Annotated in this window: 11 protein-coding genes and 1 tRNA gene; 5 read left to right on the top strand and 7 right to left on the bottom strand. The window is 69.8% G+C overall.

Annotation, left to right across the window (positions count from 1 at the left end; all coding sequences use genetic code 11):
* The first annotated feature begins 29 nt into the window (after nucleotides 1–29).
* The 4 genes from ACLF3G_RS09480 to ACLF3G_RS09495 all read left to right on the top strand — a co-directional run bounded on the left by ACLF3G_RS09480 (nucleotide 30) and on the right by ACLF3G_RS09495 (nucleotide 1,695).
* Nucleotides 30–797 carry a 2-keto-4-pentenoate hydratase gene (locus tag ACLF3G_RS09480; protein WP_430669108.1) on the top strand — a complete coding sequence of 256 codons (768 nt, stop codon included), beginning with the start codon at nucleotides 30–32 and terminating at the stop codon, nucleotides 795–797.
* 107 nt (nucleotides 798–904) lie between these two features.
* Nucleotides 905–1,132: a hypothetical protein gene (locus ACLF3G_RS09485; protein ID WP_430669109.1), complete on the top strand. Its 228-nt coding sequence runs from the start codon at nucleotides 905–907 to the stop codon at nucleotides 1,130–1,132.
* A gap of 50 nt (nucleotides 1,133–1,182) precedes the next feature.
* Nucleotides 1,183–1,254, top strand: a tRNA-Thr gene (locus tag ACLF3G_RS09490).
* Nucleotides 1,255–1,527: 273 nt separating this feature from the next.
* Nucleotides 1,528–1,695 (top strand): hypothetical protein, encoded by a 168-nt coding sequence (locus tag ACLF3G_RS09495; protein WP_430669110.1) that lies wholly within the window; start codon nucleotides 1,528–1,530, stop codon nucleotides 1,693–1,695.
* Between the two features lie 57 nt (nucleotides 1,696–1,752).
* Here the strand turns inward: ACLF3G_RS09495 and mdoH are convergent, their stop codons facing one another.
* The 6 genes from mdoH to ACLF3G_RS09525 all read right to left on the bottom strand — a co-directional run bounded on the left by mdoH (nucleotide 1,753) and on the right by ACLF3G_RS09525 (nucleotide 10,009).
* Nucleotides 1,753–3,918: a glucans biosynthesis glucosyltransferase MdoH gene (gene mdoH, locus ACLF3G_RS09500; RefSeq protein WP_430669111.1), complete on the bottom strand. Its 2,166-nt coding sequence runs from the start codon at nucleotides 3,916–3,918 to the stop codon at nucleotides 1,753–1,755.
* A complete protein-coding gene (locus tag ACLF3G_RS09505; protein WP_430669112.1) occupies nucleotides 3,906–5,408 on the bottom strand; it encodes a glucan biosynthesis protein in 1,503 nt (500 codons plus the stop codon). Before ACLF3G_RS09505 ends, mdoH begins: the two co-directional genes overlap by 13 nt.
* Before the next feature lie 114 nt (nucleotides 5,409–5,522).
* Nucleotides 5,523–7,478 carry a sensor histidine kinase gene (locus ACLF3G_RS09510; RefSeq protein WP_430669113.1) on the bottom strand — a complete coding sequence of 652 codons (1,956 nt, stop codon included), beginning with the start codon at nucleotides 7,476–7,478 and terminating at the stop codon, nucleotides 5,523–5,525.
* Nucleotides 7,479–7,729: 251 nt separating this feature from the next.
* Nucleotides 7,730–8,458: a hypothetical protein gene (locus ACLF3G_RS09515; RefSeq protein WP_430669114.1), complete on the bottom strand. Its 729-nt coding sequence runs from the start codon at nucleotides 8,456–8,458 to the stop codon at nucleotides 7,730–7,732.
* 25 nt (nucleotides 8,459–8,483) lie between these two features.
* A complete protein-coding gene (locus ACLF3G_RS09520; protein WP_430669115.1) occupies nucleotides 8,484–9,314 on the bottom strand; it encodes a hypothetical protein in 831 nt (276 codons plus the stop codon).
* 233 nt (nucleotides 9,315–9,547) lie between these two features.
* Nucleotides 9,548–10,009 carry a CYTH domain-containing protein gene (locus tag ACLF3G_RS09525; protein WP_430669116.1) on the bottom strand — a complete coding sequence of 154 codons (462 nt, stop codon included), beginning with the start codon at nucleotides 10,007–10,009 and terminating at the stop codon, nucleotides 9,548–9,550.
* 64 nt (nucleotides 10,010–10,073) lie between these two features.
* On the opposite strand from ACLF3G_RS09525, the gene uvrB reads away from it, so the two are divergent.
* Nucleotides 10,074–12,266 carry an excinuclease ABC subunit UvrB gene (gene uvrB, locus ACLF3G_RS09530; RefSeq protein WP_430669117.1) on the top strand — a complete coding sequence of 731 codons (2,193 nt, stop codon included), beginning with the start codon at nucleotides 10,074–10,076 and terminating at the stop codon, nucleotides 12,264–12,266.
* 4 nt (nucleotides 12,267–12,270) lie between these two features.
* Here uvrB and ACLF3G_RS09535 read toward each other — a convergent pair whose 3' ends face one another.
* Nucleotides 12,271–12,612: a hypothetical protein gene (locus ACLF3G_RS09535; RefSeq protein WP_430669118.1), complete on the bottom strand. Its 342-nt coding sequence runs from the start codon at nucleotides 12,610–12,612 to the stop codon at nucleotides 12,271–12,273.
* Between the last annotated feature and the right edge of the window lie 13 nt (nucleotides 12,613–12,625).

The following is a 12,625-nucleotide window of genomic DNA, read 5'->3' on the forward strand; positions in this document are numbered from 1 at the left end:
GACGATACGCTGGAGGAGGACGAACAGGCATGACCAGCCCCGCCGCCACCGCCATCCTCGCCGCCCGCCGGGCCCGGTTGAACCTGGCTCCGCTTGGTACCCATGCCCCGCATGACGCGGCCGGCGGCTACGCCGTGCAGCGGGAGGTGGCGCAGGCCATGGGCGCCATTCCGCCCGCCGGCTTCAAGATCGGCGCCACGACGAAGCAGATGCAGGCCTATCTCGGGCTTGCGGGGCCGGCGGCCGGCTTCGTCCCCGCCTCCGGTCTGCACACGACCCCGGCGCAGGTGCGGTTCGCGGATTTCGTGGCGCCCGGCGTCGAATGCGAGGTCGGGCTGCGGCTCGGCGCCGACCTGCCGCCCGGCCCCTGCACGCAGGACCAGGCGCGCGATGCGGTGGCGGAGGTTTTCGCGGCCATTGAGATCGTGGAGAAGCGCTACGACGACCTGGCGGCGCTTGGCACCCCGACCCTGATCGCGGACCAGGTGTTCCACGCCGCCGGCGTGCTCGGCGTGCCGGCGGTGAACTGGCGTGACCTGGACCTCGGGGCGACGCGCGGGCGGATGCACGTGGGTGGCGCATTGCGCGGCGAAGGTGTCGGCGCCGATCTGCTCGGGCACCCCTTCGCGGCGCTGGCCTGGCTTGCGGCGTCCCCGGCCGCCGCCGTCTTCGGCGGGCTGCGCGCCGGGCAGGTGGTGTTCCTGGGTTCCGTCACGCCGCCGATCTGGATCGCGGGGCCGACCGAGGTGGAGGTGGAGTTCGACACGCTGGGCCGCGTCTCGCTGCACTTCGTTTGAACAACGGCCTGCCGTTCACGCTTCGGCAATGCGGGCGTGACAGGATGACCTTGCCGCAGCCTGTCGCGCGGCCTTTCGCCAGGATGGCGCCCTGCCCTGGGACCGCCATGCGAATAGCCGACTGGAATACCCTCCCTGAGGATCTGCAGCTGGTCCTGTCGCGGGAGGCGCTGCGCCGCGCCGCCGAGACGCTTGCCGAGCACGCGGAGCTGCTGGCCGAGGAGATGGAGGGTGGCACGCTCTCCGACCGCGGTGGGCCTGATGCCCTGCGGCTATTCGCCGCGGTGGTGCGCGCGACCAATGACGACGCCTTCGGGCAGGTCGGCCATGCTTGAGCGGCGTATCGCGGCAGGCTAAAGCATCCGGGTCCGCCCGATCCTGGCGCGCCGGGTTAGCACAGCGGTAGTGCAGCGGTTTTGTAAACCGAAGGTCGGGGGTTCGATCCCCTCACCCGGCATTTCCGCCCCCTTCAGCATCCTGGCAGTTTGCACCCGGCGTGATGGCGCTTCGCCGGATTGCGCTGAAGCGCGATTTTGCACCTCTGAGTCAATCAAGCTCACACTTCATGTAGCTTTCGGTACGAATATCGGGTAAATCATCGGCCATGAGGAACGTTGCGGCGGATGGTTTGCATCAAACGCAATAATCGGGATTTCGCGTCTCATTCTTGACAGTTGTTTGACCGGTCAATCTGCATCACATTGATGCGAGCAATACGGCAGGACCCAGAATGTCCACGACAACCGCCCCGACCACCGCTTCGAACACGGCGACGATTGCCAAGGTTGCCGCCATGCCGGAACGCCTCAGCGTCCGCACCGCGCTCCTCGTCATCGTAGGCGCCAGCATCCTCCTGTGGGTCGGCCTCGGGCTCGTGGCACAGAGCCTGTTCGGCTGACCGGGCCCAGGAGCCACAAAATGGCTCCGAGAGCGCCAGCCTCCGCCTGAACGGCAATCACGCGACAGGTTCTGAGACCCGTGCTGGCACCGGTCTCGCCAGTTCCATAAGCCTCGCCAGACCAGCCGGATCCGCCAGCAGGGCCGCCTTTTCGGCCCGCGCCAGCCCGGACAGGGCCTCTCCCAAGTCGCGCGACTCGTTCACCTTCACCATCCCGACCGCCAGTGGCACATCGACCGGGTCCAGCCTCGGCCGGCGTGGCGCCGGCAGCATGCTGGTGTGAGCCTCCAGCAGCGTCGGTTCTGCGGCAAGCCGCGCCACCGCCTCCTGCTCCACAGGGCGCAACGTCGCGCGCAGGGCATTGGCGCGGGCCAGAACCGGCGGCGGCGTGGCTTCCTCCGGGATCGCCAGCAGGCCCATACGGCGCAGTCCGACTGCGGAGCCTGCGGTCCAGGATGCCAGTGGCACCGCGAGCGCAAGGCCCAGGGTCACCGGCAGCATCCAGAGCGCCAAGCTCGGCGAGACCAGCCAGGAAGCAACGCCGAACAGCAGCCCGGCCACGGTATGCCGCCAGTACAGCCGCACCACCGCCCGCCATTCCAGCCGCCCATCGTCGCGCTGCTGCGGCTGCCACCCCGAGTCGCGGCCGAGCAGGATCGAGACCACATCGACGCTCTGCGTCAGCATCGTCACCGGCGCCAGCAGGCCGGCGACCACCGTTTCGAGCAGCATGCTGAGGAAAGACCGCACCGGCCCGCCGATGCCGCGCCGGTCCGCCGGCTTCAGGAGCAGCAGGATCCAGGCAAGGACCTTGGGCACCAGCAGCAGCGACATGGTGCCGATGAACAGCCACATGGCCCGCACCGGGTCCACCACCGGCCAGTCCGGGAACAGCGACGGGCCGGAGGGGAAGTAATTCGGCCGGATGAACCGCACCTCCAGCGCACCGAAGATGCCGACCACCAGGAACAGCAGCCAGAGCGGCGCCGTGATGTAGGAGCCAATACCTGTCAGCAGGTGCAGCCGGCTGATCGGGTGCAGCCCGCGCGCCCCGAGCACCGCAGCGTGCTGCAGATTGCCTTGGCACCAGCGACGGTCGCGGATCGCCAGTTCCGTCAGCGCCGGCGGGCTTTCCTCGTAGCTGCCGCGCAGCGCGGGCACCATGTGGATGGCCCAGCCCGCCCGGCGCAACAGTGCAGCCTCGACAAAATCATGGCTGAGGATATGGCCGCCGAACGGCTTCGGGCCGCCCAGCGTCGGCAGCCCGGCGTGCTCGGCGAAGGCGCGGGTGCGGATGATCGCGTTGTGGCCCCAGTAGTTGCCCTCCGCCCCATGCCACCAGGCGATGCCGGCGGCGATCATCGGACCGTACACGCGGCCGGCGAACTGCTGCATCCGGGCGAAGAAGGAGTTCCCGTTGACGATGACGGGCAGGGTCTGGATCAGGCCGACGTCCGGGTGAGCCTCCATCGCCCCGGCCAGGCGCACCAGCGCATCGCCCTCCATCACGCTGTCGGCGTCCAGCACCAGCATCTGCGGATAGCCAGCGCCGAAGCGCTGCACCCATTCGGCGATATTGCCGGCCTTGCGCTCGATGTTCTTGGGGCGACGGCGGTAGAAGATATGGTCGTGGTCGCCGGTGCGTTCGCGGAGCGCCAGGAAGGCCGCCTCCTCTGCCACCCAGGCATCCGGGTCGGTCGTATCGCTGAGGATGAAGATGTCGAAATGCGCCGACTGCCCGGTGGCGGCGAGGCTCTCGTGGATTGCCTGCAAGCCCGCCATCACCCGCTCGGGCGGCTCGTTGTAGACCGGCATCAGCAGCGCGGTACGGCTTTGCAGCACCGGCAGCGGCGCCGCGGGATCGATCCCGAGCCGCCTGCCGCCGCCGGCCAACAGGCTGGCGAAGCCGCAGAGTGCGCTGACGAAGGACAGCGCGATCCAGGCGAACAGCGCGACGAACAGGACCAGCAGGATGATCTGCAGGCCGGTCGGCCGCGCGATATCCAGCGCCAAGCCCATCTCATGCGTGGCGAAGATGGTCAGCAGCGTCGCGCCGCCGAGCACCAGGATGCGCCGCCAGGCCATGCCGGGCGGCGAGGAAGGCCGCGTGGCCGGGCCCGCCGGCGGCAGTTGCCGCAGCGATTGCACCGGCATGTCCAGCGGGGCCGGGTCCGGCAGGGCCCGCCAGCCGGTGCGGCCAGTCTGGTTGTTCAGGCCGTCCATCGGTAGAGCCAGGTTTCGCTGATCGGCCGCTCGCCGAGCTTCAGGACCGCGCGTAGTTCCACCAGCCGAGCCGAACCCGGCACAAGCTGGAAGTGGACGCGCCAGCCACCGGTCTGCGGGTTGCGCTGCACCACTGGGTGACGGATCTCACCGGCATGGGCTGAGAGGTCGAGCACCGGCAGCGTGCCCTCGGGCACCTCCGTCTTTCCGCCGACCACGTCCAGGACGAACAGGCGCGCATTGCCGGGCGCGGCGCCGCTGCGAGTATCGACGAATTGCGCCAGATCCGGGTTGCCTTGCACCACCGGCAGCCAGTGCAGTCGATAGACGAAGTTGTACTCCTCGCCGGGGCGCATGGGCTGCTGCGGGCGCCAGAAGGCCACGATGTTGTCGTGAATCTCGTCGTTGGTGGGAATCTCGATCAACTGGACGGTGCCTGGCCCCCAATCCGCGATCGGTTCCACCCACAGGCTTGGGCGTTGCTCATAGGCAGCTTCCAGATCGTTGTAGTCGCCCGGCGCACGGCGGCGCTGCATCAGGCCGAAGCCGCGCGGGTTCACCTCCGCGAACTGACTGACCTGGAGGTCGCGCGGGTTGTGCAGGGGCCGCCAGATCTGTTCGCCGCGGGAAGTCGCCAGCATCAGCCCGTCCGAATCGTGGACGGCGCCGCGGTGGTCGTCGATGCCGGCGCGGTCGTTCGGCGCGAAATAGTACATGCTGGTCAGCGGCGCGATCCCGGCCGCGGTCACCTCGACCCGCGGGCAGACGGTGGCCTGCACGTCGAAGATGGTGTTCTCGCCGGGGCGGATCGTGAAGCGGAAGGACGCCGTGGCGCTGGGGCTGTCCAGCAAGGCGTGCACGACGACCGAATTGGCGCCGGCATGCGGGCGTTCCAGCCAGAAGGCGCGGAACAGGGGAAACTCCTCCCCCGCCGCATCGGCGGTCTTGATGGCGAGGCCGCGCGCGGACAGGCCGTAGTTCAGCCCCTTGCCGACTGCCCGGAAGTAGGAGGCGCCGAGGAAGCTTGCCACCTCGTCCAGCACGCCCTGCGTGTTCAGCGGAAAATGGATGCGGAACCCGGCATGGCCGAAATCGGCGGGCGGCGGCGGCCGGTCACCCAGCGTGAAGGCAGTGGGATCATAGGGCACCGGCCGCGCCTCGCGATCCACCACCTCATACAGTTCGACCCGTGGCGCGTAGAGGAAGCCGCGGTGGAACAGCTGCACCTGGAAGCCAAGATTATCCCCGCGCCAGAGCCCGCGTTGCGGATCGAAGCGAAGCGTGCGGTAGGCGTCGTAGTCGAGATCCGCGAAGCCGCGCGGCAGGCGCGACTCCGGGGCGCGGTAGGGGGACTTCGCCAGCTCGCGTGCCAAGTCGCGCACGGTCCCTTCGGTGAAGGGCCGCGCAGATGGACGCTGCTGCGCGAAGCCCACGCCCGTCGCGCTGGCGGAAAGGGCGGCGAAGGCGGCAAGGGCGGTTCTGCGTTGCAAGGCGGGACCCGATCAGCACAAGGAAAGCCGGCCAGAAGATGCCGGCCAAGGCGCCGACGTAACGACGATGCCCGCCCAAGGTTCCTCGCGTGACGCAACTCTTCTGGTGCCACCTCAGCCGGGGAGCGCGAATTCCAGCATCTGCGTGCGGGCTGGATTCGGCTTCGGGAAGCTCAGGCGCCAGCTTATCCCCGCGGGTTCGAAGCGCGACTCGGCATGGCCACGCAGGTCGTGCTGGACGCAGCGCTCGATCAGCCGGCCGCCGAAGCCGCGCCGCCCGGACTCAACCACCGGGGTACCGGAGCATTCGGCCCAGACCAGTTCCACCTGCTCCTCGCCTGAAGCCGGGTCCTGGCGCACCGCCCAGGTGACGGCGATGTGGCCGCCCGCAGCCGGACGCAGCGCGCCGTGCTTGGCGGCATTGGTCGCCATCTCGTGCAGCACCATGGCGAGCGACAGGGTGTGCTTTGCCGGCAGCGCCACTGCCGGGCCCTCCGCGCGCGCCGCCGCACCGAACGGCGCGAGGGTGATCCCCACCAGCGCATCCAGTTGCACGCAGCCATCCTCGGAGGCGAACAGCGCGTCCTGCGCCTTGGCCAGCAGGCTGAGGCGTGCAGTGAAGCTACGGCGGAATTCGTCCAGGCTGGTGCTCTGCGCGAGGGTCTGCGCCACCATGGATTGCACGACGGCCAGGGCGTTCTTGACCCGGTGTCGCAGCTCCGCCGTCAGCAATTCGCGCTGGCGTTCGGCATGGCGCCGCGCGCCGACATCCAGGAACGCGGCCACAGCCAGCCGCTCGCCACCGGCGGCCCGCACTGGCGCGGCGCTCACCGAAAGGATCGTCTCGGTGCCATCGGTGCGGCGCAGCGGCAGTTCCAGGTCCTCGGTCGACCGGCCTTCGGCGATGGCCCGCCGCAGCGGCTCGGCCAGTGGGTCCGACGCATCGCGGCCCGCTTCGCCATCCGGCAGCAGCGCCACGGCGCGCGCATTGCGGAACACGACGCGGCCGGAGGGGATTTCGGCAAGCACCACGGCCACCGGCATCTGGCCCAGCACGTCCCGCAGCCGCGCCTCGCCCTCGCGCAGGTGCTGCTCGCGCATCGCCACGGCGTCGGCCATGGCGTTGAAGCCGGCGGCGAGGCGGCCGATCTCCCAGCGATCGGTGATGTCGCTGCGCGCACCGTGGTCCCCGGCCGCCCAGCGGCGCATGACATCGAGCAGCCGGTCCACCGGATCGCGCAGCGATAGCCGGCCGAAGAGCCAGGCGGCGGCGAGCGCGGACAGCAGGCCTACCAGCACCAGCAGCACCGCGCGTTGCGTCGCCTCGTCGGCTGCCGCCAGGGCCGGGGCCGTCGCAAAGCCGGCACTGACGTAGAGGCCACTGGATGCGGCGCCGATGGGGACGTAGCCAAGGACACGCGCCGTGCCATCCTGGCTGACCACGTCCAGCACGCCCGGCGGGCCCGCCCGCATCAGGTCGGCATAGGCCTCCGGGATGCGGGTACCGACAAAGCTTTCCGGCTGGGGAAAGCGGGCGACGATGGTGCCGTGCCGGTCCGCCACCGTCACCGATCCACCCTCCGGCAGCGCACCGGAGGCGACCAGGTTGGCGGACAGCCAATCGGTATCGAAGCTGGTGATGGCGACGCCGGCGAAGCGGCCTTCGGACTGAAACGGCAATGCCACCGGCAGGATCCGACGCGCGGCGGTGCCGTTGGCCGCCGGGATTGCCATCGGCGCGCCGACCTCGAATGCCAAGCTGGCGCGGGCTGCCTGGAAATAGGGCCTGGCACTGATCGAGCCCGGCCCGGCGCCGCCGGCAGAACTGCAGATCACCTGCCCTTCCGCATTGCTGACGCCGATGGAGGCGTACCGCGGCATGCGCGCGGTCAGGGCCGCCAAGCCCTCCCCGCATCCGGGAAAGGTTCCGCCGCGCAGATGCGCCTCCCCCACCGCTGCCAGCATGTTGCGGGCGCCTTCGATCACCCGGTTGACCTCGGATGCGGATTGCAGCGCGAAGCGCCGGGCTTCGGCCCGGACATCCTCGAGCTTCGCCTGCCGAAGCCTCACTTCATGCCAGGCCTGGATACCGAGTGACGGCAGTACGGCCGCAGCGCAGAGCAACGTGATACGCGTCGAAAGCCGCATGCGGGGCAGATCGCTCCCTTGGCGACGACCCGCTGCGGGCCGCCGGTTCAGGATCATGTTATCGCAGAGCGCGCCTGCATGGAAACGTCAGGTCAAGCCAAGAGCATCTTCACACAACAAAACTACCCCCGGACCGACCGGTCCGGGGGCGTGCAGCATGGGATCGGCGCGCCTCAGGCGACGTCGCCGGGCCGGCGACGCGTCGGGTCGTTGGCGCCCGCGACCGGCGTCGTGGCCGCGGGAGTCCCCGCAAGCGGCGGGCTGGAGATCGGCATGCCAGCCCCCGCCGCGCCCGCGCCGGGCACGCCGGTGTGGGTGGTGCCGATGCCACGATTGACCGGGTCCGGGTTCCGCATGGGCTCGTGCGCCGGCTGCCAGCCGCCGCTGCGCCATTCCTGCTGGCGCTCGTCCATGTTGATCGGGCCATGGCTTTCCAGAATGCGCTCGGCCTCCGCCGCGCGAGCGTCGTCGGTCCGGACCGCGACGAGGTGGCCGCCCCGGCGTACGCCCTCGGAGTAAGTTTCGGCGTGCTCCTCGCTGACGCCGGCCGAGGTCAGCGCGCCGAGCAGCCCGCCGGCCGCGGCGCCGACTCCGGCACCTGTGAGCGTCGCGATCAGCCAGCCAGCCGCGACCAGCGGGCCGACGCCTGGAATGGCCAGCGCGCCGATGCCAGCGAGAAGGCCGGCGCCGCCACCGACCACGGTGCCGAGCGACGCGCCGGTGGCGGCGCCGGTCTCGGTGTGGGTGGTGCCATGGGTCCCGGTGTGGCCGGCCTCGCCTTCCGTGGCGCTGCCCATGTAGGTGATGTCGTCGTGCCGGAAGCCGGCGCCCTCCAGGCTGCGGACGGCGGCGTGGGCCGTCGCGGAGTTCTCGAAGAGCCGGGCGATTGTGCGATGGGTCATGGAGATGTTCCTGTTGCTGTGAGGCTTACTGGTCGGCGACGACGTTGCCCTGGTAGTCCATGGCGACGCCGACCTGCTGGCCGTTGCGCATGCCGCGGCCACGCCAGACGCCACGATCGTCGAGGCGCAGATCCTGGACATCGGCGAAGCCTGCATCCGAGATGCGCGAACGGGCCTGGCCCTCGGTGAACGAATTGGCGCCCTCCAGTGGCGCCCCCGCGGTCGGCGTCCTGCGGGCACCGCCGCTTTCGGCCGGTGCGGCCGGAGTGAGGGCGCCTGTCGCGGCGTCGCCGCGCGGGGTTGTCGCGGCATCGCCGCGCGGGGTTGTCGTAGCCGTGCCGTTTGGCATCGGGCGCTCCGCGGTCGTGCCAGGGCGCGCGGCGCCCGGATCCGCCGACTGCGTGGCGCCGGGCGGCCGAGTCGAGCCGGGCAGCGGGCCCGCCGCCTGGCCGGGCGGCGCGGTGGCCGGCGCGGTGCCGGGGCTCACCTGCGTATCAGGTGCACCGGTGCCCTGCGCCTGCGCCGGCCCGCGCTGGGATGCGGCACCGCCCATGCCGGGCGCTTCTCCGGCGCGGCTGCCAGGCGCCATCGGCGTCGGGTTTTCGCGCGACTGCGCCTGCTGCCCGGCTGTGCCGGCGCCCATGCCGGGTGCCTCGTTGGCGCGGCTGCCCGGGGTCATCGGGCTCGGGTTGACGGCCTGCGCGCCACCGCGCGCCGGCGCTTCCGTCACCGGGCGGCCGGTGGCATCCAGATTGGGCGCGTTGGAGCCGGGGGAGACGCTCTGCGCCAGCCCTGCACCGGAAAGTCCCAGTGTCGCCGCAACAGCGCCAGCCAGCGCCATGTGCCGAGATCGCATGATGGTGTTCCTCCGTTGTCCGTTCGGGTGCGCAGCACCCCTGCGAACCCAGAACGCCGAAGCACCGATTCTGTTCGTCACGGGACCGACACGGTGGCGCACAGCGGCGCGAGGATGTTCGGCTACAGCATGGCGAGCGCCTGCCGCGCGCCGGGGAGTCCGCCTTGGTCCGCCTTCATGTCACGCCTCAGTTTCGGCCGCATCCATGCCTCAGCGCGAAGCTGGACCGCCGCTCAGGGATTGGCCTTGGCCAGCGCCGCATTCGCGTAGCGCGGATCGCCGGTAACTTCCCGGCCCAGCCAATCCGGCAGGGCCGGCACCGCCTCGGCATGCGGCAGTTCGACCTCCGCCAGGACCAGCCCGGCAAGCCGGGCGGGTGCTTCGAAGACATCCACGGTCCAGAGATGGCCTTCATGCGGCACCGGCCAGCGGGTTTTCGCCAAAGGCACCTCCGCGCAAAGGGTCAGCATGTCCTCCGCGTCCTGCGGCGGGATCTCATATTCGAATTCCGCCCGGACCAGGCCACCCGGTCCCTTGATCGTCAGGAAGGCGCACGGCCCGGCACGGCGCACGCGCACCACGGCGGTGGCGTTGGTCGAGAGGTACCCCTGGCGGATTGGCATGCCGGGGCCACTGGCGGCCTGCCGCCAGCCATCGCCGGCGACCAGGAACTTCCGCTCGATCTCGATGCCCATGGCGTCACTCCGCTACAGAAGAAGGCTACCGCGACGGCGCGGGAGTGCCCACATTGCCGGGGCCATGAACATCGTCACCCCCGTCGTGCAGTTCTACCCGCAGAAGCGCCCGCCGCCGGAAGGCGGGCCGCCGCTGCGTGTGGTCTCCCCCTACGAGCCGAACGGCGACCAGCCGAAGGCAATCGCGACGCTGCTGGAGGGGCTGGCGAAGCAGGAACGCGACCAGGTGCTGCTCGGCGTCACCGGGTCCGGCAAGACCTTCACCATGGCCAAGGTGATCGAGGCGGTGCAGCGGCCGACGCTGATCCTGGCACCGAACAAGACGCTGGCGGCGCAGCTTTACGGGGAGATGAAATCCTTCTTTCCCGACAACGCGGTGGAGTACTTCGTCAGCTACTACGACTACTACCAGCCGGAAGCCTACGTCCCGCGCACCGACACGTATATCGAGAAGGACGCGCAGATCAACGAACAGATCGACCGGATGCGGCATTCCGCCACGCAGTCGCTGCTGGAACGGTCGGACGTGGTGATCGTCGCGTCGGTGTCCTGCATCTACGGCATCGGCTCGGTCGAAACCTACTCGCGCATGGTGGTGAAGCTGGAGCGTGGGGGGAAGATCGACCGCGACGTGCTGATCAAGGGGCTGGTCGAGCAGCAGTACCGCCGCAACGACACTGCCTTCCAGCGCGGCACCTTCCGCATCCGCGGGGAGACCGTGGATATCTGGCCGTCGCAGTTGGAGGACCGCGCCTGGCGCGTGAACCTGTTCGGCGACGAGATCGACGGACTGCGGGAATTCGACCCGCTGACCGGGGAGCTGACGGGCGATCTGGACCGGGTCTCGATCTACGCCAACAGCCACTACGTCACGCCGCGGCCGACGATGCAGCAGGCCATCCTGTCGATCAAGGCGGAGCTGAAGGAACGGCTGGCGGAGCTGACGGCGCAAGGCCGGCTGCTGGAAGCCCAGCGCCTGGACCAGCGCACCACCTTCGATATCGAGATGCTGGAGACCACCGGCGTCTGCAAGGGCATTGAGAACTACTCCCGGTATCTCACCGGCCGTAAGCCGGGCGAGCCGCCGCCCACCCTGTTCGAATACCTGCCGGAGAACGCGCTGCTGATCGTGGACGAAAGCCACGTCACGGTGCCGCAGATCGGCGGCATGTACCGGGGCGACTTCGCGCGCAAGTCGGTGCTGGATGAATTTGGCTTCCGCCTGCCCTCCTGCAAGGACAACCGCCCGCTGAAGTTCGAGGAGTGGGACGCATACCGCCCGACCACCCTGTTCGTGAGCGCGACGCCCGGGCCCTGGGAGATGGAGCGCACCGGCGGCACATTCGCCGAACAGGTGATCCGGCCGACCGGGCTGGTCGATCCGGTCACGGAGATCCGGCCCGTCGAAGGCCAGGTGGACGACCTGCTGGCGGAATGCCGCAAGGTGGCGGGGGAAGGCGGCCGCGTGCTGGTCACCACGCTGACCAAGCGCATGGCGGAAGACCTCACCGAATACATGACGGAAACCGGCATCCGCTGCCGCTACCTGCATTCGGACGTGGATACACTCGAGCGCATCGAGATCATCCGCGACCTGCGCCGCGGCGTCTTCGACGTGCTGATCGGCATCAACCTGCTGCGCGAGGGGCTGGATATTCCCGAATGCTCGCTGGTGGCGATCCTGGACGCCGACAAGGAAGGCTTCCTGCGCTCCACCACCGCGTTGATCCAGACCATCGGCCGCGCCGCGCGCAACGTGGAAGGCCGCGTGGTGCTGTATGCCGATGTGATGACCGAGAGCCTGAAGAAGGCTCTTGGCGAGACGGCGCGGCGCCGGCAGCGGCAGCAGGACTGGAACGCTGCGCACGGCATCACGCCTACCAGCATCCGCCGCGACATCTCCGACGTACTGCAATCCGTCTACGAGCAGGATTACGTGACGGTGGATGCGGTCGAGGGCGACAGCACCGCACAGTTCATCGGCAAGGATCTCGGCGCCAGCATCGCCGAACTGGAGAAGCGCATGCGCGCCGCCGCCGCTGACCTGGAATTCGAGGAGGCCGGGCGGCTGCGCGACGAGATCAAGCGGCTGGAGGCGCTGGAGCTGGGGCTGGAGCCGAACCTGGCCGGACGTTCGCTCCGCGACAGCGCCCCCATCCAGGGCCGGGCGAAGCAGGACTGGAAGCCGAAGCCGCTGGGGCCGGGCGGCGGCGGCTACGATCCGAACAAGCCGAAGGGGCGCGGGCGCCGGCGCTGAGGCATCACCGCGTCAGGCCGATGCCGCATTCCGACAGCAGCGCGGCAGCGTTGCCGCGTGCCGACTGTGCCGCCTGGGCGACCCGCAGGGAATCCTGCGCCGGCAGCGATTGCACGAGGCAGCTTGTCAGTGCCGCCGCAGCCATGCCGCCCGACATCGCACAGCGCCCGGCTGCGCTGGCCACGCGCTGGCAGAACTCGCGTTTCTGCTGCGGCGTCTCGGGTTGCGCCGTGAGGCCGGGGATCGAGGGCAGGCTGCGGCCGAGGCCAGGGACAGCCTGGCCCAGGCCCTGGCCCATTGCAGGCCCGGCCGCCAGCAACGCCAGCACCCCCAAAGCCGCGCGCATGTCCATCATCCCA

The sequence above is a fragment of the Falsiroseomonas sp. HC035 genome, from assembly GCF_050563525.1.
Lineage (GTDB): Bacteria > Pseudomonadota > Alphaproteobacteria > Acetobacterales > Acetobacteraceae > Falsiroseomonas.

Excerpts from the sequence above, each read along its gene's own strand:
- ACLF3G_RS09480 (WP_430669108.1), top strand. The coding sequence starts at position 30 with ATGACCAGCCCCGCCGCCACCGCCATCCTCGCCGCCCGCCGGGCCCGG.
- ACLF3G_RS09485 (WP_430669109.1), top strand. The coding sequence starts at position 905 with ATGCGAATAGCCGACTGGAATACCCTCCCTGAGGATCTGCAGCTGGTC.
- ACLF3G_RS09495 (WP_430669110.1), top strand. The coding sequence starts at position 1,528 with ATGTCCACGACAACCGCCCCGACCACCGCTTCGAACACGGCGACGATT.
- mdoH (WP_430669111.1), bottom strand. The coding sequence starts at position 3,918 with ATGGACGGCCTGAACAACCAGACTGGCCGCACCGGCTGGCGGGCCCTG.
- ACLF3G_RS09515 (WP_430669114.1), bottom strand. The coding sequence starts at position 8,458 with ATGACCCATCGCACAATCGCCCGGCTCTTCGAGAACTCCGCGACGGCC.
- ACLF3G_RS09520 (WP_430669115.1), bottom strand. The coding sequence starts at position 9,314 with ATGCGATCTCGGCACATGGCGCTGGCTGGCGCTGTTGCGGCGACACTG.
- ACLF3G_RS09525 (WP_430669116.1), bottom strand. The coding sequence starts at position 10,009 with ATGGGCATCGAGATCGAGCGGAAGTTCCTGGTCGCCGGCGATGGCTGG.
- uvrB (WP_430669117.1), top strand. The coding sequence starts at position 10,074 with ATGAACATCGTCACCCCCGTCGTGCAGTTCTACCCGCAGAAGCGCCCG.
- ACLF3G_RS09535 (WP_430669118.1), bottom strand. The coding sequence starts at position 12,612 with ATGCGCGCGGCTTTGGGGGTGCTGGCGTTGCTGGCGGCCGGGCCTGCA.